We start from the raw sequence: 20,993 nt of genomic DNA on the forward strand, positions 1-20,993 counted from the left end.
GGCTCGCCTGGCCGCCGCTCGCCGGTGCCGCGCATGATACATGCTGGCCCGGCATCGAGCGAAACCGCTGGCGCGGAACGGCGGGAGCGCCCCCGATCCCACTTATAATCGCGGGTTTTGATGACGCGCATACCGCCCATTTTAATGCCTAGCCGTCCCGCCGCCGCCAATCTGCAGCCCCCGGGCGCCCTGCCGGCCGCCCTGCGCGCACGCCGCCGCCGCGCATGCTGAAGCGCTTCGGCAACCCGGATGTCGCGAAGGCCGTCGCGAACCTCGTCTGGCTGGGGCTCGAACGGCTCACGCAGATCGGCGTCGCGATCGCGATCAGCGGCCTGCTGGCCCGTTATTTCGGGCCAGATGTGTTCGGCAAATGGCAGTATGCGAATACGCTTCTCCTGGTACTGGCGCCGCTCACCTGGGTGTGCGGCGCGGAAATCCTCGTCCCGACCATCGTCCAGCGCCCGCCCGCCCAGCTCGGCGCGGTGCTCGGCAGCGCGTTCGTGCTGCGCATCGCCGTGTCGGTCGCCGCGCTCGCCGCGACCTGGATCGCGATCGCCGCGGGCGCCTTCGACCCGCTGGTCGGCGCGATGCTCGCGGGCCTCGCGGTCACGATGGTGTTCCGCGAGCCGTTCGTCGGCGTCGTCAACGCGTGGCTGCAGAGCATGACCTACAGCAAGCCACAGCTCGTCACCAGCATGGTCACCGCGCTGGCGAAGGCGCTGCTCGTCTGGCTGCTGGTCCGCGCGGCCGCGGGCCCCGCCCGCTTCGCATGGCTGTGGGCGCTCGAAGCCGCCGCCATCGGCTTCGCGCTGCTGCTGTACTACCGGCATCGCAACGGCGGCGCGCTCGGCTGGACCTTCGACAAGCCGTTGTTCCGGCACTTTGCGACCGCCGGCACGGTGTTCTGGCTCGGCCTCATCTGCATGTACCTGTTCCTGAAGCTCGACCGCCTGATGCTCGAGCGTCATGTCTCGTTCGCCGATCTCGGCCGTTACTCGGCCGCGCAGCAACTCAACGAGAACTGGATCACGCTCGCGCTGATGCTTGCGCAGACGATCGCGCCCGCCTTCGTCTACCGCATGCAGGACGTCGCACGGCTGCGCCGCAACATCGTCCGGCTGATCGCGATGACGGCCGGCCTGATGACAGCCGGCGCGCTCGTACTCGACACCGCTGCCCCGCTGATCGTCGGCAAGGTGTTCGGCCACGGCTACGAGGCGTCGGTCGACATCTTCCGCTGGGCGGTCTGGCTGTCGGTGCCGGCCGGCATCGAGGCGATAGGCAATCTTATCGTTCTCAAATATCAAGCAAAATTCGTGTTGCTGTCGAAATGGCTGCTCGCGCTCGCGATCGCCGCGCTCGTCAACCTGTTCGCGATCCCGCGGCTCGGCCTGTACGGCGCGCTCGTCGGGCTGGCAGCCGGCTACCTGGCCGCCGCCGCCGTCAATTTTTATTACATCCGTTTCAAGCTGCGACCATGACGTCCCCTGATTGCCCGCCCTCGCTCGACGATGTGGCCGTGCTGATGCCGGCCTACAACGGGCACGACGACGTCGTCCGGACCCTCGCGTCGTTTCGCGAGGACACGCCCGTGCACGTGCTGATCGTCGACGACGGCAGCACGCCGCCGATCGTCGCGCCCGACCTGCCCGGCCTCGCGATCGAGGTGCTGCGCATGCCGCAGAACGGCGGCATCGAGCGCGCGCTCGCGGCCGGCATCGACGCGCTGGCCGCCCGCGGCTTCCGCTATGCGGCACGCATCGACGCGGGCGATCTCGCCGCACCGCAGCGCCTCGCGAAGGAGCGCGCGTATCTCGGCGCCCACCCGCGGGTGGCCTGCGTCGGCATGTGGACGCAGGTCGTGACGCGCGCCGGCGAGCCGCGCTTCATGCTGACGCCGGCCACCGACCCGCACACGCTGCACCGCACGCGCTTCCTGCGCTCGCCGCTCGTGCACCCGTCGGTCATGCTGCGCATCGACGCCGTGCGCGAAGTGGGCAACTATCGCGTGAAATACCGCGCAGCCGAGGATCTCGATCTTTTTTTACGGTTAATGCAACGCTACGATTGCGCGAACCTGCCCGAGCTCGGCCTCTATTACGAGCTCAACGAGGGCGGGATCAGCGCGACCAAGCGCCGGCGCCAGCTGGTGTCGACGCTCACGCTGCTGCTGATCCACTTCAACGCGCTGAACCCGTACGACTGGGCCGGCCTCGCCAAGAACCTGCTGCATTTCGTGACGCCGTACCGCACGCTGCAGCGGATCAAGCAGACGCTGTTCGCCGCGCGGCCGTCCGCGTGACGCGGATCCGGCGCTTTCGGTCATTTCGACGCTTTATTTTTTCTTTTTTTCATGTCCGCCACCTCCCCGCTGCGCATCGCGCTCGTCTGCAACACGGCCTGGGCGATCTACACGTATCGCCACGGGCTGATCCGTGCGCTCGTCGCGCGCGGCGCCGAGGTCATCGTGATCGCGCCGCACGACCGCACGGTGCCGCTGCTCGAGCAGATGGGCTGCCGCTGCGTGGCGCTCGCGGTCGCGTCGAAAGGCACGAGCCCGCGCGAGGATCTCGGCACGCTCGCCGCGCTGACGCGTCACTACCGCGCGCTGCGGCCCGATCTCGTGTTCCATTACACGATCAAGCCGAACATCTACGGCTCGGTCGCCGCGTGGCTCGCGCGCGTGCCGTCGATCGCGGTGACGACCGGGCTCGGCTACGTCTTCATCCAGAAAAGCCGCGCGGCAAGCGTCGCGAAGCGCCTGTACCGGTTCGCGTTCCGCTTCCCGCGTGAAGTGTGGTTCCTGAACCGCGACGATCTCGCGACCTTCACCGACGAGCGGTTGCTCGCGCATCCCGATCGCGCGCGGCTGCTGCACGGCGAAGGCGTCGATCTCGAACAGTTCGCACCGGCGCCGCTGCCCGCCGGCGATGCCCCCGTCTTCATCCTGATCGGCCGGCTGCTGTGGGACAAGGGCGTGCGCGAATACGTGGAGGCCGCGCGCATCGTGCACACCCGCTTCCCGAACGCACGCTTCCAGTTGCTCGGGCCGCTCGGCGTCGACAATCCGAGCGCGATCGGCCGCGCCGATGTCGACGCATGGACGAGCGAAGGCGTCGTCGAGTATCTCGGCGAAGCGCACGACGTGCGCCCCCATATCGCGGCGGCCGACTGCGTCGTGCTACCGTCGTACCGCGAAGGCGTGCCGCGCACGCTGATGGAAGCGTCGGCGATGGGCCGCCCGATCGTCGCGACCGACGTGCCGGGCTGCCGCGACGTCGTCGCCGACGGCGAAACGGGCTTCCTGTGCCGCGTGCGCGACAGCGCAAGCCTCGCGGAGCAATTGCTCCGCATGATCGAACTCGGCACGGCCGGACGCGACGCGATGGGTGCGCGCGGCCGGCACAAGGTCGCGGTGGAATTCGACGAGCAGCAGGTCGTCGAGCGCTACCGGCAGACCATTCATTCATTGACAGGCATTACCCTCTGAAGGAGCACCTCTGCAATGACCGCTAAAGGCACCATCCTCGTTACCGGCGGTGCGGGCTACATCGGCTCGCACACGGCCGTCGAGCTGCTCGACAACGGCTACGACGTCGTGATCGTCGACAACCTCGTCAACAGCAAGGCCGAATCCGTGCGCCGCATCGAGCGGATCACGGGCAAGACGCCCTCGTTCCATCAGGTCGACGTGTGCGACGAAGCCGCGCTCGCCAAGGTGTTCGACGCGCACCCGATCACCGGCACGATCCATTTCGCGGCGCTCAAGGCCGTTGGCGAATCGGTCGCGAAGCCGCTCGAGTACTACCAGAACAACCTCGGCGGCCTGCTCGCCGTGCTGAAGGTGATGCGCGAGCGCAACGTCAAGCAGTTCGTGTTCAGCTCGTCCGCGACCGTGTACGGCGTGCCCGAACGCTCGCCGATCGACGAATCGTTCCCGCTGTCGGCAACCAACCCGTACGGCCAGTCGAAGCTGATCGCCGAGCAGATCCTGCGCGACCTCGAGGTGTCGGACCCGTCGTGGCGGATCGCGACGCTGCGCTACTTCAACCCGGTCGGCGCGCACGCGAGCGGGCTGATCGGCGAGGATCCGGCCGGCATCCCGAACAACCTGATGCCGTATGTCGCCCAGGTCGCGGTCGGCAAGCTCGAAAAGCTGCGCGTGTTCGGCGCCGACTACCCGACGCCGGACGGCACGGGCGTGCGCGACTACATCCACGTCGTCGATCTCGCGAAGGGCCACATCGCCGCGCTCGACGCGCTCGCGAAGCGCGATGCGAGCTTCGTCGTGAACCTCGGCACGGGCCAGGGCTACAGCGTGCTGGAAGTCGTGCGGGCGTTTGAAAAGGCGTCGGGCCGGCCGGTGCCGTACGAGCTCGTGGCGCGCCGCCCGGGCGACATCGCCGAGTGCTACGCGAACCCGCAGGCCGCGGCCGACATCATCGGCTGGCGCGCGACGCTCGGCATCGAAGAAATGTGTGCCGATCACTGGCGATGGCAGGAGGGGAACCCCCGCGGTTTTGTATAATCCGCTGTCCATTTTTCGAGCGGTCCCATGCTCAGCTTCGCGTCCGGCTTCATTGTCTCCCTGCTCGTCACGCTGTTCATCGTGCGCTACGCGCACCTTCACGAGAAATTCTCGATCGACAGCGACCTGGCCGGCGTGCAGAAATTCCACGTGCGGCCCGTGCCGCGGGTCGGGGGCATCGGGATCCTCGCGGGCGTCATCACCGGGGCGCTGCTGCTCATGCAGCGCTACCCGACGATCGCCGGCAGCATTCTCGGCATCGTTGCCTGCGGCATGCCGGCGTTCCTGTCCGGCCTGGTCGAGGACCTGACCAAGCGCGTGTCGCCGCGCGCGCGGCTGCTCTGCACGATGGGGGCGGCCGCGCTCGCGTTCTGGCTGCTGCACATCGCGGTCACGCGCATCAGCGTGCCGCCGCTCGATTTCCTGCTTAGCTATGGCGCGATTTCGGCGTTCGTCACCGTGCTCGCGGTCGCGGCGCTCGCGAATGCGGTCAACATCATCGACGGCTTCAACGGGCTCGCGTCGATGGTCAGCTTCATGATGTTCGCGTCGCTCGCGTACGTGGCGTTCCAGGTCGGCGACCCGGTCGTCATGTCCGCGTCGATCATCATGATGGGCGCCGTGCTCGGCTTCTTCCTGTGGAATTTCCCGGCCGGCCTGATCTTCCTCGGCGACGGTGGCGCATACTTCATCGGCTTCATGCTCGCGGAACTCGCGATCCTGCTCGTGATGCGCAACCGCGAGGTGTCCGCGTGGTACCCCGTGCTGCTGTTCATGTACCCGATCTTCGAGACCTGCTTCTCGATCTACCGGAAGAAATTCATCCGCGGGATGTCGCCCGGCATTCCGGACGGCGTGCACCTGCACATGCTCGTGTACAAGCGGCTGATGCGCTGGGCGGTCGGCACGAAGCACGCGCACGACCTGACGCGACGCAATTCGCTGACGTCGCCGTATCTGTGGCTGCTGTGCCTCGTCGCGGTGATTCCCGCGACGCTGTTCTGGCGGCACACGGTGCACCTGTTCGTGTTCGTCGTGCTGTTCGCGCTGACCTACGTGTGGCTGTACCTCAGCATCGTGCGGTTCAAGGCGCCCCGGTGGATGGTGGTGAGAAAGCATCGACGCAGCCACTGAGCCGCATACCGACTTCCGGACAAAAAAAGCGCCCCGCAGGGCGCTTTTTTTGTCTTGCCGTCCGGTTCACGGCCCGGGGCCGCGTCACCCGTTCGATGCGGCGCGCACCGACGGGACGCTCTGCAACACGGGGGCAATGGCCGTCTGATATTCCGGCACCCAGCGCCGCAGGTCGCGCCGCACTTCGTCGTCAGGCAGTACACGATGCTGCATCAGCCACGGCAGCAGCTCGTCGAGGAAATTGTCCGGCACTTCCCGTGCACGCGCGATCCGCAGCTTCGGGTGCGGTGTGCGCGTCGTCGCCTCGTCATCCGCGAGCAGCTCCTCGTAGAGCTTCTCGCCGGGCCGCAGCCCGGTGAACTCGATGCGGATCTGCTCTTCCGCGAAACCATACAGGCGGATCAGGTCGCACGCGAGATCGACGATCCTCACCGGTTCGCCCATGTCGAGGATGAAGATCTCGCCGCCATGCCCCATGCTCGACGCCTGCAGCACGAGCTGCGACGCTTCCGGGATCGTCATGAAGAAACGCGTGATCTCCGGATGCGTGACCGTCACCGGGCCGCCCTTCGCGATCTGCTGCTGGAATTTCGGGATCACGCTGCCCGCGCTGCCCAGCACGTTGCCGAAGCGCACGGTCTCGAACTGCGTGCGCTCGCTCGTCTGCTGCAACGCCTGGCAGGCCATTTCGGCCAGGCGCTTGCTCGCGCCCATCACGTTGGTCGGATTGACCGCCTTGTCGGTCGAGATCAGCACGAAATGACGGACATCGTGGCGAATCGCCGCGCGAGCCACGCGATAGGTGCCGAGCACGTTGTTGCGCAAGGCCTGCCACGCATTGTGCTCTTCCATCAGCGGCACATGCTTGTAGGCGGCCGCATGGAACACGATGTGCGGCGCATGACGCGACATCACCTGGTCGAGCAGCAGCGAATCCTTCGCGTCGCCGATGATCGGCAGAACAGGCAAATCGGGGAAGCGCTCGTGCAGTTCCTCGGTCAGCCGGTACATCGCATACTCGGACAGGTCGAACGCGACGAGTTGCGCCGGCGCGAAACGCAGGATCTGCCGGCACAGCTCGGAGCCGATCGACCCGCCCGCGCCCGTCACCATCACGACGCGGCCACGCAGCAACGCCTCGACGTGCGGCGTGTCGATCGTCACGGCCTCGCGGCCGAGCAGATCCTCGAGATCGATGTTCCGCACCTGCGACAGGAAGCCCTGCCCCGGCATCAGCGCGGTCAGCGACGGCAGCACCATCGCCTTCACGCCGGCCCGCACGCACAACGTCGCGACGCGGCGCTGCACCTCGACGGACGCCGACGGAATCGCGATGATCGCGTATTCGACCTTCATCGCGTCGGTCCAGTGCTTGAGGTCGTTGAACGAGCCCAGCACCTTGTGACCGTATATCTCGCGGCCCTGCTTGGCGACGTCATCGTCAAGCAGGCCGACGAGGCGCCACTCGCCGGAGCGCGACAGCTCGCGCGCGAGGCTCGCGCCGGCCGTGCCGGCGCCGAGCACCAGCACCGGCTTGCCCTTCCCGACGAGCCCGCCGTACAGGTAGTACTCCTTGGTCGCGCGATACAGCGCGCGTGCGCCGCCCATCACCAGGAACAGCATCAGCGGCGACACGAGCAGCACCGAGCGGGGAATGATCGGCGTCGGCTGGAACATCACGGCGCCGATCATCACGATCACGCCGCCGCCGGCCACCGCCTTCGAGATGCGCATCAGGTCGGGCAGGCTCGCGAATACCCAGAGCCCGCGATACAGGCCGAACCCGCGGAACATCAGCGCGTACACGGGCAGCACCCATGTCAGCGCCTTCAGCGCACCGCGCAGGAACTCATGCGGGACGCTACCGTTGAAACGAACGAGATAAGCGAACAACCACGCGGCAAGTACCGCAGTCAGGTCGAACAGGAAAGCACTCAGCGACAGCCACGATGCTTTGGATCGCAACATCGGCGGGAAACCTCATGATTTGTTTTCGGCGGCCTGCCGAATCCGGCGCCAGCGCATGTCAATGACGAGCCCGAGACATACGAGAACGCCGTACCAGGCGGCAAACAGCAACCACTGCTGCGGTTCCGGGCGACCCAATGCCCACAGGGCAACGATTATGCCCGCGAGCATGATGAGGTACCAATATACGGCGGTGCGTCCATGACCGATGCCGGATCGCACCATCCTTTGATAATAATGCTCCCGGTGCGCCTGCCAGAACTTTTCTCCGCGTAACAAACGTCTCAGGAGTGTTACAGATGCATCGGCAATAAAGGGCGCGAAGACCATCGCCGGGAACCAGATCGGCCAGACCCCGCGTCGCCAGCCCCAGTAGCCGAGCGCGCCCGCCATGAACCCGAGTGGAATGGAGCCCGCATCGCCGAGGAACAGCTTCGCCGGATGGAAATTCAGAAACAGGAAACCCAGCGCGGCACCCGCGACTGCGGCGGCACCGGCGACAAGATCAGGGGACGGATGCACACCGGCCAGCGCCGCCACCGCATAGGCCCCGAAACCGAACAGCGCCATCCCGCCTGCAAGGCCGTCCGCACCGTCCATAAAGTTGTAGAGGTTGGTCAGCCAGACCATCGCGAAACCGACACCCGCCAGCAGCCACCATGGGGCCGCGGCCGGATAGCAGGCGATCAGCGCGACGACTGCGGCCAGATGCGCGGTGAACCTGACCCGGGCAGGCAACCCGTGCCGGTCGTCGAATTGCGACAGGGCTGCCAGCGCCGCCGCCGCGACGGCGATCAGCCAGAGCGGCGGCGCGAACCCCAGCATCGCAAGCACGGAAACCGGCACGATGCCCCAGCCGCCGACGCGCGGCGTCGGACGCACGTGCAACGAACGATCGTTTGGAATGTCGGTGGCAAGCCGCCACGCCAGCCCGGTGACGAGCAGCGTGCGCAGGATCGCTGCCGTCACGATGGCGCAGGCCAGCGCCATCGCGGCGGCGGTCGGCCACGTGGAAATCGCGAAATGCATGTCGGTTATTGTTCCGTGTCGCGCGAACGATACCATGCCGCCGTCGCTTCGAGCCCCTGCCGGGTCGAATGGGGGGGCCGCCAGTCGAGCACCCGTGCGATGCAGCCGGTATCGAGCTGCAGGCCGCCCGTCAGGCGGTCGATCGCGGCAGTCCGGCCGGTCAACTTGCCCACCGCGCGCAACACCCCGACCGGAACCGGGAACAACCGCGCCGGCTTGCCAAGCGCCTCGCCGACCATCTGCAGCAGCTCCGTCACGGACGGTGCGTCGTCGTCGGCAACGTGAAAGCAGCCCTGCGCCGCACGCGGGTCGGTCGCACAGTGCAGCAGCGCATCCGCGAGATTGTCGACGTAGACCAGACTGCGGCGGGCGGCGATCGCGCCGAGCGGCAGCGGCACGCCGCGCGCGATCGCATCCATCATCCGCAGGAAGTTGGCGCGCACACCGGGGCCATAGACGAGCGGCGGGCGAACGATCACGACGTCGAGGCCGGTTTGCGACGCAAACTCGAGCAGCGCCTGCTCGGCCTCGAGTTTCGACCGCCCGTACGCATCTTCCGGATGCGGCGGCGCACGCTCGTCCAGCGGCACGCCGCCGTCGGACTCCGCCACCGCCTTCACGCTGCTGACGAACACCATTCGCCGGACCTGGTGGCGATGTGCGGCCTGCGCAACCCGCAACGCACCTTCGACGTTTGCCGCGCGAAATGCGGCAACCGGATCGACGGCGTCGTCACGCATCACGTGGACGCGCGCCGCGAGGTGCACCACGCAATCCGGCGTGAACGCAGCCGGCCACGCCTCGGCGAGGCCCGCGAAGTCATCGGCGGGATGAACCCACTCTCGAACGCCGGCAACACACGCGCCCGAGCGGCGCACCAGCCCGCTCGCGGTATGCCCGTGACGCTGCAGCGCCAGGCAAAGCGCACGGCCGACGAACCCGTTCGCCCCGGTCACGAGCACATCGCTCATAGACACTTCCAGCCGAAGCGGTTGAAGAACTTGAACGCCGACGCCGAGAACATCCGGATGTGCGCGAATCCCTTGCGCGAAGCACCACCGCCATAGTGCGACACCCGCACGGTCGGCACGTACGCAACCCGCGCAACATCGAGCGTGCGCAAGCTCAGGTCGTAGTCTTCGAAATACAGGAAATAGCGCGGATCGAAGCCGCCGAGCTTCTTGAGGAGGCCGGTCCGAAACAGCATGAAGCAGCCGCTGACGATCGGGGGATCCCACACGATGTCGCGATCGTTGATCACGTCCCGCATTTCATATCGGGACAGTCGCGACGAGAAAAACCGCCTGAACCGCGCCGGCATGAAACCCCGCACGGCCAGGTCCAGCACCGTCGGATAGCGGCGGCACAGATACTGAATATGGCCGTCGCCGTCATCGATCCTCGGCGTCAGCAGGCCGACATCCGGATGGGCATCGAAAAATTTCAGCGCGTGCGTGAGCGCATCGGGCTCGACGTCGATGTCCGGATTCAGAATCAGATGGTAGCCGCCATCCGCGCGCTCGATCGCGAGATTGTGCCCTCGCCCGTATCCGACGTTACCCTGGCCGCTCACGGTCACATGGCGGATCCCCGCGGCATCGAGCACGCCCGGGTTCCATCCGGCGTCCGCAAGGCCGCCGTTGTCGATCATGTACAGGTCGACGGCAAATCCGGGGCGGGACTTGCGCGTCGCGTCGACGGCAACACACAAGCTCTCGAGCGTGCGCGCCAGCACCGTCGCGTCAGGCCGATAGACGACGACGGATACCGACAGCCGGTTATCTGAACCGCCCGTCACGCCAGCCGCCCGAGTGGGTCGGCGCCACGCATGCCGGCGCACCGCGCCGCTTCGGCGCCGCGTCGAACGCGCACCGGGGTCATGCCGGACAGGCTGACCGCTACGCGTGCGTCAACGCGCCGCCAGGTACTGCGTGATGATTTCATCGGGATTTCCGTCCGCCTTTACCTGCCCGTGATCGAGCCACACGACGCGATTGCACAGCGTCTTCAACAGGTCCATGTCGTGCGACACGCAGACCATGATGCTGGCCTTGTCGATGAACTCCGTCATCCGTTGCTTGGCCTTGGCGATGAAAGACGCGTCGCCGCCGGCAAACACTTCGTCGAGAATCAGGATTTCCGGATGAACGGCCGTCGCAATTGCAAACGCCAGCTTCATGTACATGCCGGTCGAATAGTATTTCACCGGCGTGTCGATGAATTCTTCCAGCTCCGTGAATTCAATGATTTCGCCTTCCAGGCGGCGCAATTCGTCTTTCGAATAGCCGAGAATGCTGCCGCTGAAATAAATATTGTCACGACCGCTGAATTCGGGATTGAAGCCGGCGCCGATCTCGATGAGCGGCGCGACGCGCCCGGTGATCTTGACGTCGCCGGACTGCGCGGAATAAATGCGGCAGATGGTCTTCAGCAGCGTACTTTTACCGGCGCCGTTATGCCCGACGATACCCACACGATCGCCGCGACGAATCGTCAGACTGACATTCTTCAACGCCCAGAAATCCGTGAATTTCGAATGGGATTTCGAGCGGAAAAACTGCGCAAGGTAGTCTTTCAGACTCGGCGTCTTGTCATGGTAAAGTCGAAATTTGAGCGACACATTTACCACTTCAATCGAAGACATAATCAAAGCCTAAAGATAAGTTTGTTCTCGTACGACCGAAACAGCTTGAGTCCGATCGAGAAGCTTGCGATCGCAGCGCCCAACGCGATGCCGATCACCGTCAACGACGGCAATTCCGAGCGATAAATCGGTGCGCGGAACAGATCCACGAAATAGAGCAGCGGATTGAAACGCAGGATGTCTTGCAGTCGCGGCGAAATGGCGCTCGGCTGGTACATGATCGGCGTCAGGAAGTACAACGCCTGCATCAGCACGCCGATCAGATGCTGCAGATCCCGGAAATACACCATCGCAACCGACAGCATCAGCGCGAGACCGAGCGCGAAGAAATACAGGATCGCGAAAGAAATCGGGAGAAAGAACAAGGCCGGACTGATGCGCGCGCCCACGACAAACGCGATGACGAACAGCGCAACCAGGCCGAACAGCGAATCCAGCAGGCACCCGATCGCGGTCGAGATCGGGAAGATCAGCTTCGGGACATAGACTTTCTTGATCAGCCCTTCGTTCGAGACGATCGAGCTACCCGCCTGCACCACGCATCCGCTGAAGAAGTTCCACGGCACCGTGGCGGCGAACAGGAAAATGGCGTAGTCGCGCAGGCCGAGGCGGAAGATATGCGAGAAAACGACGGCGGACACCGTCATCATCATCAGCGGATTGAGAATCGTCCACAAATATCCGAAGATGGTCCGGCGGTAACGGGCCAGCAGTTGCTGCGTCACCAGTTGGTACAGCACGTGCCGATAGGCAAACAGCTCTTTGGTAAACATTATCGAGTTCAATTGAAACCGGCAATTTGGCAAAATCGGCATGCAAACCAGCCCCGGCGACCGCTCGGCGGCCGCGGACCCGATACGGCGAACGGCTTTCCACGTCTCGCGCCACGCATCGGACTCCGGCCCGGATCGGAGGGGGCGCAAATTATAGCGCACCGGTCGCGCAATCAGCGACCGATCCGGCGCAGGATTACCCTTGCCGCTTCGCCGCCGACGCGAACTTCCGCTTGACCCGCCCCATTACGCCACGAGAAATCAGATAGAAGCGGCGCAATACCCAGATTCCGGGAATCCGCAGCGCGATCGCGCGAAGCCGGCTCCTCGACACCGCGATCGGGTACATGATCTTCGCCAGCTCCTCGGCGTACTTCATCACCTCGTTCGGCGTCATCTGCAGCACCATGCCGTCCCGGGCCTCCACCGCTTTCTGATAGTAGTCGTCCAGTTCCTGCTGACGGACCGATGCAACCGAGTCTTGAGCCGGCACCCGATACTCGGATGTCACCTTCTCGACGAGCTCGAAATCGTTGCGCTGGCAATAGCGCACCCACAAGTCCCAGTCCTCGAGGCGATCCAGTTGCACGTTGAACCCGCCGTACTGCTCGAACAGCGCGCGCCGGAACAGAATCGCCTGAATCGGAATGAAGTTGTGATGCCAGATCGCCGCCCGCGAGAAACCCTCGCGGTACGCTACGTAGCGGCTGGCAACCCGGTACACCCACGGATCATGGCTGACGATTTCCGTATCCACCTGGAACGCGAGCGCATACGCACCGGCCAGGTCCGGACGGCTGTCGAGCTTGCGCGCCAGCACTTCGACGTGGTCGGCAAACAGCAGGTCGTCGTCATCGAGGAAACACGCGTACTTGCCGGTCGACGCCTCGAGCCCGACGTTGCCGGCGACACAGCGCCCTGCTTTCGGAATCGGGTGGTACTGCACCCGTGCAAGCGCGCCCGATGCCCGAACGGCTTCGACGAACGACTGCGCGGTATCCGAGCCGTCCTCCACCACCACGAGTTCGACGTTCGGGTAAGTCTGATGCACGACCGACTGCACGGCCTCTTTCAGCTTGCCCAGGCGCCCCGCACACGTACGCACCACGATGCTCACGAGCGGCGCGTCCGCCGGCACGTGCTCGAACGTTTGAAACGCACCTTCGCGAGATTGCTCGTAGTCCCACCCGCGGAACGAGAACGTGATGTCCGACTGCTTGCGCGTCCGCAGGAAATAGAATCCGTCGCGCAGGATCGTCATCAGGTTCGCAAACAGGCCCTTGATGCGCCCCTGGATCGGCAGCGGGATCATGAACAACCCGAGATACATCGCGAGCCCGCCGACGATCTGGCGCAGCGTGCCGTACCGCATGCGCAACAGGACGTTCGCCCGCGTGCTGCCGAAAAACTGCACCGGCTTCAGCTCGTTCGCGGTTTCATAGGTGTAGTGCCAGCACACGGCGTCGACGCAGTACTTGATGAGATGGCCTCGATCGCGAAGGCGATACGAAAGCTCGACGTCTTCGCCGTACATGAACAAGCGTGACTCGTAACCCCCGACCTGCTCCAGCGCGCTGCGCCGGAACAGCATGCAAGCGCTTGACGCCCAGCTCACCTCGAGCGTGACGGGATCGTAGTACTTCGGATGCTCGTACGGCTTTTGCCTGAACTCCCAGCCCGCGACCCGCGCGTCGTCGGCGACGGCGCGGCGCACCGCGCGCTCGATGGCATCCGCCTCGTACGTCAGGTCGACGTTGGTGACCAGAAAGAAATCCGACTGGCCCGCCGCAAGGTTGGCGTTGTGCCCTGCGCCGAAGCCGACGTTTGCGCCCACGTCCAGCGACACCGACCGGAACCGCTCGCCGAATCGCGCGATCAGGTCGCGCAGCACCTCGACCGTGCGGTCCTTCGAACCATTGTCACGAATCAACACTGTGATCTTGTCGAGCGGATACTGCTGCGCGACGAGACTCTCCCAGAAACCCGCAAGCCAGCGCTCGGAATTGTATGTAACGATGGAAATATCGATACAAGGTAGGTCGGTTGTGCTCAGACTGGACATTGATTCCAAAGGGTGACCGGGGGGAAAGAGTGGTTCTGTCATGTCTACTCGCCTGAACGAGGGACGGGGATACAAGGCGGCAGCGTCCCGGGACAGCCGCTCGCGTTGCAGCTGTCTGGCCGGCGCTGGAGCCGGCACTGGAACTACATGGGCAGCCCCGGACGACAGGGTGCCTCCCGCTCCCGCCACGGATGCCTCTCGTACTCCACGAGACCCCCGTGCGAATGGACGACTCTCGAGTCGAGGAGAGACGCAAACGCGTTGCGATCAGGCCGTTACCGCCGGCACCCGGCCCGTTGAACCATTTGGACTATTTGGACCGGTTCGGCCGCCTGACGACAGGCCCGACAAAGACGGCATTGTCGCATGAATGACTCGGCGGATAATGTTAAAAGGTGTTTCAAGGCCTGTCGAGTTGCGTCCCGGCGGCGTTCCCGCGACGTCCGTGGCTGCCGCGGTACGCCCACGCCAGCCGCCCGCCCCTGACCGCACGCACCGGTCAGGTGCATTCGCGGAAAGGGCACAACAGCGGTCATGTACAATCTCGGCCGTTGTCACTTGCCGCCTCCGCCGATCGAGGCCGACATTCCGTGTATCCGGTGTGTTAACGTGTTCTCGTTCGAGGCTGCGCATTCATCACATGAAACTGACGATTCAAGGTACTGCCCGCCTCTCCAAGCGTGTTCTGTCGCGGCTGCGACATCGCATGACGGCGGGCCGCGGGCCCGCCCGTAGCAACACGGCCGCCAGCCCCAACGGCACGGCTCCGTCGCAAGGCGACCGCGAGCCGGGAAGCGACGCACGATTTCGAGCGTTCGTCGAAGAAAAATTCGATCGCGACGCCTATCTGTTCAACAATCCGGACGTCAAGGCCGCCGGCGTCGACCCCGTCGAACACTGGCTGAAGTGGGGCATCGATGAAGGTCGCTCGATGGCACCGCGCACGGACGTCGTGATCGGCGACATGGATCACATCGAAGGCGCGTCGTGGCAGTACTTTCGCTGGAACGGGCGCCCCGTCGCGGTCCGCGTGCGTCGCCCGATCGGACGCATCCTCGATCAGATCGCTGAACAGGCCGAATTCGATCTCGGGATCGTGGCGGCCGGCGCGAAAGCGATCAGCAATCTTCGCGAATTCGACGCGACCGACCTGCTGGCTCGCGACGGCGTTCACGTGTCGAGAATCTTCGAATCGCTGTCGGTGGTGCCGCGCACCGTCGTCGCGACGCCGTTCCTGTGTACCGGCGGTGCCGAGAAATACGTGGCCGACCTCGTGCAGACGCTTGGCGATTCGGTCGCCGAACCGATCCTCGTGGTGGTGACCGAGGCAACCGAAAAGGAATCCGCCGGCTGGGAAGCGCTGAACATCCTCGCGCCCCTCAAGCGGCACGAGGTGCTGTTCTGGCGTGACGCGTGCGGCCCGGGCCACGCCAGTGCGGCCGTCTTCGCCCGCTTTCTCAACGCCCTTCGGCCCAATACGATCATCATCAACAACAGCCGGGTCGGCCTTGACGCGGTCGCCCAGTTCGGCCGCGGCTTGTCGCAGTACGCAAAGATCTTCTGCACGTTCTTCAGCCTCGGCGTCAACGGCATCGGCGCCCCTTACGGCGCACGCTTCCCGCGCCGCACGCTTTCCTATGCCGCGGCACTGACCGACAACGCGCGCATGGCCGATACCCTCGAGCGCATGTGGGGCGGCATTCGCGGCCCCGGCGTCGTGGAGTTGCCGGCCAAGGCCATGCTGATCGACGAGACGACGTTCGCAGCCCGCCTGGCGCGCCGCGCGCCACGCTGGGCCAACCCCGACCGGCATCGGCGCTGGCTGTGGGTTTCCCGCGTCGAACCGTTCAAGGGCACCGAGATCCTGGCCGCGCTCGCGCAACTGCGCCGCTCGGACGAATTCGACGTGTACGGCCCCGTTCACGGCAGCATTGCGCAACTGGGCCTCTCCGCGCCGAACATTCATCACAAGGGCGTGCTCGAAAACGTGCCGGCCGCGGATTTCGTCGACTACGACGGCTTCATCTTCACCAGCCTGTTCGAAGGCATGCCCAACATCGTGCTGGAAATGAGCCAGCATGCGCTGCCGATGATCCTGGCGGACGTTGGTGGGCTGCGCGGTACGTTCGACGACTCGGCCGTCAAGTTCGTCGGCCACCAGCACCACGCCGTCGAAACGGCCGCCGCATTCAGCACGGCGATGGACGCGGTGTGCGGATCGACCGGCGCGGAAGTCGAACGCATGATCGGTGCCGCGTACCAGCAGGTGGTCGCCCGCCACTCCCCTGCCGCCTACTCGCAGAACGTCAAGACCATCTTCGGACTAGAAAGTGACTGACATTTCCGTCTTCATCGTTTTCCACAAAGAGGCGGCATTTGCGATTCCGGCTCTGGCGAGCATGCATCGACTGGTGAGCGTCGCGCGCGAATCGGGCTTGCGTATCGAAGCACGAGCGTTGCTCGACAACCCCGACCCCCAGACGCTCGACATCGTGAAACAGCGCGGCGCGTGGCTGGATGCACTCGACGTCGTCTCGTGCGGCGACCTGGGCCTGACGAGAAACAAGGGCGTCGAAGCGGCAAGCGGCGAATATCTCGCCTTTCTCGATGGCGACGACCTGTGGGGCAGCCAGTGGCTGACGCGCGCATTTGCGTGCTCGCGCGACGAGCCGGCCGAAGCCCGCTCCATCTGGCACCCCGAAAGTCTGTTCTATTTCCACGAGAGCGATTACGACCGGCACTCGATGAACCATCTGCCGCACCCGTTGGCCCAATCGTTCCACTTCCGCCACCGGGCAAGCGACGAGGAAGGCTTCGATCGCAATTCGCTGTTCCTGAACAACGTCTGGTCAGCCAACATATTCGCGCACCGCAGCATTTACCAGCGGTTCCCGTACAAGCCTGTCGTGAAGTCGATGGGGCTCGGGATCGAGGATTGGACCTGGAACATCGAAACGCTTTGGTCCGACGTCGCGCACCGGATCGTGCAGGATACCGTCCACATCATCCGCGTGAAGGAAATGGGCTCCCTGGGGCAGAGCAATGCGAGCGAAGGGCTGCTCCCGCACATGCCGGAGCAGATTTTCCCCATCGTCGGGAAGCACGAGGATCACCCTCTCCAGGCCAACGGCACGGCCTGACCGACCCGGAATGCCCGTGAGCGGACCGCGATGACGCGCGGTCCGGCAAGCGCTCAGTCCCGCCGGATTTCGGCGAGGCAAAGCGCCAGTGCATCGCGCCAGTCAGGTGCGGCAAGCCCGAACGTCCGCAAGAGCTTTTCGTTCGACAAGCGCGAGTTCGCCGGGCGCACGGCGGGTGTCGGATATTCCGACGACGGAATCGGCAGGACCAACGGACGCGCCTCAAGCGCGGCGAGCTCGACGATCGCGCTCGCAAAACCATGCCACGAGGTTTCGCCACCGGCCGTCAGATGATAGACGCCCGAACGGGACGCCCACCACGCGGGCGCATCGTCGGCGGCAAGCGCCTGCGCGACGACGTGCGCGGTCATCGTGGCGATCGTGTTCGCCCAGGTCGGCGCACCGATCTGATCGGCAACGATCTTCAACTCCCGGCGTTCCGCCGCGAGCCGCAGCATCGTCAGCAGGAAGTTGCGTCCACGCGCGCCATACACCCAGCTGGTACGAAATACGATCGCGGCCGCGCCGACGGCTTCGATCGCCCGCTCGCCCGCGAGCTTCGAGCTTCCGTAGACATTCTGCGGCGCGGGCGTATCGGTCTCGACATACGGCGAGGCCTTCGCACCGTCGAACACATAGTCGGTCGAGTAATGGATCAACGCAGCGCCCAGCGCCTTCGCCTCCTCGGCCAGCACGCCCGGCGCGGTCGCGTTGATACGCATTGCCGCGTCCTCGTCGCGCTCCGCCTGGTCGACCGCCGTGTAGGCCGCGGGATTGACGATCAGCGTGGGCCGCACGTCGCGCACCACCGCCCGAATCCGGTCCGGATCGGCCAGGTCGAGTGCGGCACGGTCTACCGCGACGACACGGCCGAGCCCCTGCAGCGAACGGGCGAGCGCGAACCCGACCTGCCCGCCCACCCCCGTCACGAGAATCCGTCGTGCGTCACTCATACACGTCGGCCTCCGCGAGCGGCTTGCCGGCGGCATCCTTCGCCGCAAGCACCGGTTCGCCATCGAGCTGCCAGTCGATACCCAGCGCGGGATCGTTCCACAGCAGGCTGCGCTCGTGTTCGGGATACCAGTAGTCTGTCGTCTTGTACAGGAACTGCGCGGAGTCGGACAACACCACGAAGCCGTGCGCAAAGCCGGGCGGCACCCACAGCTGCCGATGATTGGCTTCCGACAGCAGTACGCCGACCCACTTGCCGAAATTCGGCGAGCTGCGCCGGATATCGACCGCGATGTCGAGCACTTCGCCCTCCACGACCCGTACGAGCTTCCCCTGCGCATGCTGGATCTGATAATGCAGCCCGCGCAGAACACCCTTCGCCGATCGCGAATGATTGTCCTGCACAAACGTCACGTCCGGCGCGACCTGTTCGGCAAACTCGCGCGCATTGAAGCTCTCGTAAAAGAACCCGCGCGCATCGCCGAACACCTTCGGCTCGATGATCTTGATTTCCGGCAATGCCGTTTCGGTTACTTGGATGGCCATGCCAATTGGTCGTCGAGAATGTGTTGCAGGTATTTACCGTAAGCGTTCTTCGCAAGCGGTCGTGCCAGCGCCAGCACTTGCTCCGCGTCGATCCAGCGCATCCGATAGGCGATTTCCTCAGGGCATGCCACGACCAGCCCTTGCCGCTTTTGCAGCGTCGCGATGAAGGTCGCCGCCTCGATCAGCGAATCGTGCGTGCCCGTATCGAGCCACGCGTAGCCGCGCCCCATGATCTCGACGTCGAGCTCACCGGCCGCCAGATAGCGCGAGTTGACGTCCGTGATCTCGAGTTCGCCGCGCGCCGACGGCTTGATGTCGGCGGCAATATCGCACACCTGCCGGTCGTAGAAATAGAGCCCCGTCACCGCGTAGCTCGAGCGCGGCACGGCCGGCTTCTCTTCGATCGATACCGCCCGGAACGCGCGGTCGAATTCGACCACGCCGTAGCGCTCGGGATCCTGCACGTGATAGGCAAACACGGTCGCGCCAGCCTCCTTCGTGCTGGCCCGCTCGAGCTGCTTCGCGAGGTCGTGCCCGTAGAAGATGTTGTCGCCGAGAATCAGCGCGGACGGATCGTTGCCGACGAAGTCCCTGCCGATGATGAACGCCTGTGCCAGCCCGTCCGGCGACGGCTGCACCGCATACTGGATGTTCATCCCCCACTGGCTGCCGTCGCCGAGCATCGCCTCGAAGCGCGGGGTGTCCTGCGGCGTCGAGATGATCAGCACGTCGCGAATGCCCGCGATCATCAGCGTCGACAGCGGGTAATAAATCATCGGCTTGTCGTACACCGGCAGCAATTGCTTCGATACGACGTGCGTAATCGGATACAGCCGCGTGCCCGAGCCGCCGGCGAGAATAATGCCCTTACGTGCCATCGATCAGACCCTCACGTGCGTTGCGCGTAATTGGTTTCGACCCACTTGCGGTAATCGCCGGACGCGACCTCGTCCACCCATGCCTGGTTGTCGAGATACCAGCGGACGGTCTTCGCGAGCCCCGTCTCGAACGTCTCGGCGGGCGTCCAGCCGAGTTCGCGCTCGAGCTTGCGCGCATCGATCGCATAGCGGCGGTCGTGGCCCGGGCGATCCTTCACATAGGTGATCTGGTCGCGGTACGAACCAGCTGCCTTCGGCCGCGCGGCGTCGAGCAGGTCGCACAGCGTGTGCACGACGTCGAGGTTCTTCTTCTCGTTCCAGCCGCCGATGTTGTACGTCTCGCCCGGCACGCCGCGCGCGAGCACTTCGCGGATCGCGCTGCAGTGGTCGCCGACGTACAGCCAGTCGCGCACGTTCTGGCCATCGCCGTAGACCGGCAACGGCTTGCCCGCGAGCGCGTTCGCGATCATCAGCGGAATCAGCTTCTCCGGGAACTGGTACGGGCCGTAGTTGTTCGAGCAATTCGTCGTGAGCGTCGGCAGCCCGTACGTGTGGTGGTACGCACGCACGAGGTGGTCGGAGCCGGCCTTCGTCGCCGAATAGGGGCTGTTCGGCGCGTAAGGCGTCGTTTCCGAGAACTGCGGATCGGTCGCGGACAGCGACCCGAAGACCTCGTCGGTCGACACGTGCAGGAAGCGGAACGCCGCCTTGTCGGTATCGTCCAGGCCGTTCCAGTGCATGCGCGCCGCTTCGAGCAGCGTGAACGTGCCGACGACGTTGGTCTGCACGAAATCGGCCGGCCCGTGGATCGAGCGGTCGACATGGCTTTCGGCGGCAAAGTGGATCACGGCACGCGGCTTGTGCTCGGCAAACAGTGCATCGAGTGCCGCGCGATCGCAGATGTCGACACGGGCAAACACATGATCCGGATTCTCGTTCAGCGGGGCCAGCGTACGCAGGTTACCCGCATAGGTCAGCTTGTCGACATTGAGCACGGCCTCGCCGGAAGCTGCCATCCAGTCGAGTACGAAATTGGCACCGATAAAACCCGCGCCGCCGGTAACCAGGATCATGAAACGTCCTCTAGTAATAATCATGTGCGGCGCGCCTGACAGGCGCACTTCGCACTTCTTGTCATGTCACAGTGGCCAAGTCTCGGCCGATCAGGCCCGGCATTTTAACCGGTCGCCATGACCGGCCAAGTCACGAGATGTTAATTTCGGAGCGAAAATGCCAATTATAGGAATCCAGCCGGCGCCAACTCCATGCCGCTAACAACTTGATACAGCGCCCCGGCCCTTTGCGCCACAAGAATCCTGTGCCACGCAAGCGGCCCGATG

18 protein-coding genes are annotated in these 20,993 nt (G+C 64.8%); 7 read left to right on the forward strand and 11 right to left on the reverse strand.

Annotated features, from left to right (window positions below; genetic code table 11):
* Positions 1-224 precede the first annotated feature (224 nt).
* From QZM67_RS31760 to QZM67_RS31780, 5 genes are read left to right on the forward strand one after another with little or no spacing between them, the layout of a single operon-like run.
* Entirely contained in the window at positions 225-1,481 is a 1,257-nt protein-coding gene (locus QZM67_RS31760) for a lipopolysaccharide biosynthesis protein (protein ID WP_301809392.1), read from the forward strand.
* Positions 1,478-2,302, forward strand: a complete 825-nt coding sequence (locus QZM67_RS31765) for a glycosyltransferase (protein WP_301809395.1) — start codon at positions 1,478-1,480, stop codon at positions 2,300-2,302. The genes QZM67_RS31760 and QZM67_RS31765 overlap by 4 nt, the downstream gene beginning before the upstream one ends.
* Positions 2,303-2,353: 51 nt before the next feature.
* Positions 2,354-3,490: a glycosyltransferase family 4 protein gene (locus tag QZM67_RS31770; protein WP_301809398.1), complete on the forward strand. Its 1,137-nt coding sequence runs from the start codon at positions 2,354-2,356 to the stop codon at positions 3,488-3,490.
* Positions 3,491-3,505: 15 nt separating this feature from the next.
* Positions 3,506-4,528, forward strand: a complete 1,023-nt coding sequence (galE, locus tag QZM67_RS31775) for a UDP-glucose 4-epimerase GalE (protein ID WP_175021832.1) — start codon at positions 3,506-3,508, stop codon at positions 4,526-4,528.
* Positions 4,529-4,555: 27 nt separating this feature from the next.
* On the forward strand, positions 4,556-5,662 hold the full coding sequence (locus QZM67_RS31780) for a glycosyltransferase (protein ID WP_089450045.1): 1,107 nt from the start codon (positions 4,556-4,558) through the stop codon (positions 5,660-5,662).
* An 84-nt stretch (positions 5,663-5,746) separates the two neighbouring features.
* Here QZM67_RS31780 and QZM67_RS31785 read toward each other — a convergent pair whose 3' ends face one another.
* The 7 genes from QZM67_RS31785 to QZM67_RS31815 all read right to left on the reverse strand — a co-directional run bounded on the left by QZM67_RS31785 (position 5,747) and on the right by QZM67_RS31815 (position 14,213).
* Entirely contained in the window at positions 5,747-7,630 is a 1,884-nt protein-coding gene (locus QZM67_RS31785) for a nucleoside-diphosphate sugar epimerase/dehydratase (protein ID WP_175021831.1), read from the reverse strand.
* A gap of 12 nt (positions 7,631-7,642) precedes the next feature.
* A complete protein-coding gene (locus QZM67_RS31790; RefSeq protein ID WP_301809404.1) occupies positions 7,643-8,659 on the reverse strand; it encodes a glycosyltransferase family 4 protein in 1,017 nt (338 codons plus the stop codon).
* Between the two features lie 5 nt (positions 8,660-8,664).
* On the reverse strand, positions 8,665-9,630 hold the full coding sequence (locus QZM67_RS31795) for an SDR family oxidoreductase (RefSeq protein ID WP_301809407.1): 966 nt from the start codon (positions 9,628-9,630) through the stop codon (positions 8,665-8,667).
* A complete protein-coding gene (locus tag QZM67_RS31800; protein ID WP_175021828.1) occupies positions 9,627-10,457 on the reverse strand; it encodes a glycosyltransferase family 2 protein in 831 nt (276 codons plus the stop codon). The genes QZM67_RS31795 and QZM67_RS31800 overlap by 4 nt, the downstream gene beginning before the upstream one ends.
* Before the next feature lie 111 nt (positions 10,458-10,568).
* Entirely contained in the window at positions 10,569-11,303 is a 735-nt protein-coding gene (locus QZM67_RS31805) for an ABC transporter ATP-binding protein (RefSeq protein ID WP_089450040.1), read from the reverse strand.
* Positions 11,304-11,305: 2 nt separating this feature from the next.
* Positions 11,306-12,238 (reverse strand): ABC transporter permease, encoded by a 933-nt coding sequence (locus QZM67_RS31810; RefSeq protein ID WP_175021827.1) that lies wholly within the window; start codon positions 12,236-12,238, stop codon positions 11,306-11,308.
* A gap of 34 nt (positions 12,239-12,272) precedes the next feature.
* Entirely contained in the window at positions 12,273-14,213 is a 1,941-nt protein-coding gene (locus tag QZM67_RS31815) for a glycosyltransferase family 2 protein (protein ID WP_301809415.1), read from the reverse strand.
* A gap of 370 nt (positions 14,214-14,583) precedes the next feature.
* On the opposite strand from QZM67_RS31815, the gene QZM67_RS31820 reads away from it, so the two are divergent.
* Both QZM67_RS31820 and QZM67_RS31825 read left to right on the forward strand, forming a co-directional pair.
* Entirely contained in the window at positions 14,584-16,476 is a 1,893-nt protein-coding gene (locus QZM67_RS31820; protein ID WP_301809418.1) for a hypothetical protein, read from the forward strand.
* Positions 16,469-17,278, forward strand: coding sequence for a glycosyltransferase family 2 protein (locus QZM67_RS31825; RefSeq protein ID WP_301809419.1), 810 nt, complete (start codon positions 16,469-16,471; stop codon positions 17,276-17,278). The genes QZM67_RS31820 and QZM67_RS31825 overlap by 8 nt, the downstream gene beginning before the upstream one ends.
* 53 nt (positions 17,279-17,331) lie before the next feature.
* Here the strand turns inward: QZM67_RS31825 and rfbD are convergent, their stop codons facing one another.
* From rfbD to rfbB, 4 genes are read right to left on the reverse strand one after another with little or no spacing between them, the layout of a single operon-like run.
* Positions 17,332-18,231 carry a dTDP-4-dehydrorhamnose reductase gene (rfbD, locus tag QZM67_RS31830; RefSeq protein WP_205823237.1) on the reverse strand — a complete coding sequence of 300 codons (900 nt, stop codon included), beginning with the start codon at positions 18,229-18,231 and terminating at the stop codon, positions 17,332-17,334.
* Entirely contained in the window at positions 18,224-18,775 is a 552-nt protein-coding gene (rfbC, locus tag QZM67_RS31835) for a dTDP-4-dehydrorhamnose 3,5-epimerase (RefSeq protein WP_089450034.1), read from the reverse strand. The genes rfbD and rfbC overlap by 8 nt, the downstream gene beginning before the upstream one ends.
* Entirely contained in the window at positions 18,760-19,653 is an 894-nt protein-coding gene (rfbA, locus tag QZM67_RS31840) for a glucose-1-phosphate thymidylyltransferase RfbA (RefSeq protein WP_089450033.1), read from the reverse strand. The genes rfbC and rfbA overlap by 16 nt, the downstream gene beginning before the upstream one ends.
* 11 nt (positions 19,654-19,664) lie before the next feature.
* Entirely contained in the window at positions 19,665-20,726 is a 1,062-nt protein-coding gene (rfbB, locus tag QZM67_RS31845; RefSeq protein ID WP_043181595.1) for a dTDP-glucose 4,6-dehydratase, read from the reverse strand.
* Positions 20,727-20,993 lie beyond the last annotated feature (267 nt).

It is taken from the genome of Burkholderia sp. AU45251 (genome assembly GCF_030482905.1).
Lineage (GTDB): Bacteria > Pseudomonadota > Gammaproteobacteria > Burkholderiales > Burkholderiaceae > Burkholderia > Burkholderia aenigmatica.

Bases quoted from the DNA above. Each gene is read 5' to 3' on its own strand.
- QZM67_RS31790 (WP_301809404.1), bottom strand. From the start codon at position 8,659: ATGCATTTCGCGATTTCCACGTGGCCGACCGCCGCCGCGATGGCGCTG.
- rfbB (WP_043181595.1), bottom strand. From the start codon at position 20,726: ATGATCCTGGTTACCGGCGGCGCGGGTTTTATCGGTGCCAATTTCGTA.
- QZM67_RS31780 (WP_089450045.1), top strand. From the start codon at position 4,556: ATGCTCAGCTTCGCGTCCGGCTTCATTGTCTCCCTGCTCGTCACGCTG.
- rfbC (WP_089450034.1), bottom strand. From the start codon at position 18,775: ATGGCCATCCAAGTAACCGAAACGGCATTGCCGGAAATCAAGATCATC.
- QZM67_RS31805 (WP_089450040.1), bottom strand. From the start codon at position 11,303: ATGTCTTCGATTGAAGTGGTAAATGTGTCGCTCAAATTTCGACTTTAC.
- QZM67_RS31765 (WP_301809395.1), top strand. From the start codon at position 1,478: ATGACGTCCCCTGATTGCCCGCCCTCGCTCGACGATGTGGCCGTGCTG.
- galE (WP_175021832.1), top strand. From the start codon at position 3,506: ATGACCGCTAAAGGCACCATCCTCGTTACCGGCGGTGCGGGCTACATC.
- QZM67_RS31760 (WP_301809392.1), top strand. From the start codon at position 225: ATGCTGAAGCGCTTCGGCAACCCGGATGTCGCGAAGGCCGTCGCGAAC.
- QZM67_RS31795 (WP_301809407.1), bottom strand. From the start codon at position 9,630: ATGAGCGATGTGCTCGTGACCGGGGCGAACGGGTTCGTCGGCCGTGCG.
- QZM67_RS31785 (WP_175021831.1), bottom strand. From the start codon at position 7,630: ATGTTGCGATCCAAAGCATCGTGGCTGTCGCTGAGTGCTTTCCTGTTC.
- QZM67_RS31770 (WP_301809398.1), top strand. From the start codon at position 2,354: ATGTCCGCCACCTCCCCGCTGCGCATCGCGCTCGTCTGCAACACGGCC.
- rfbA (WP_089450033.1), bottom strand. From the start codon at position 19,653: ATGGCACGTAAGGGCATTATTCTCGCCGGCGGCTCGGGCACGCGGCTG.
- rfbD (WP_205823237.1), bottom strand. From the start codon at position 18,231: ATGAGTGACGCACGACGGATTCTCGTGACGGGGGTGGGCGGGCAGGTC.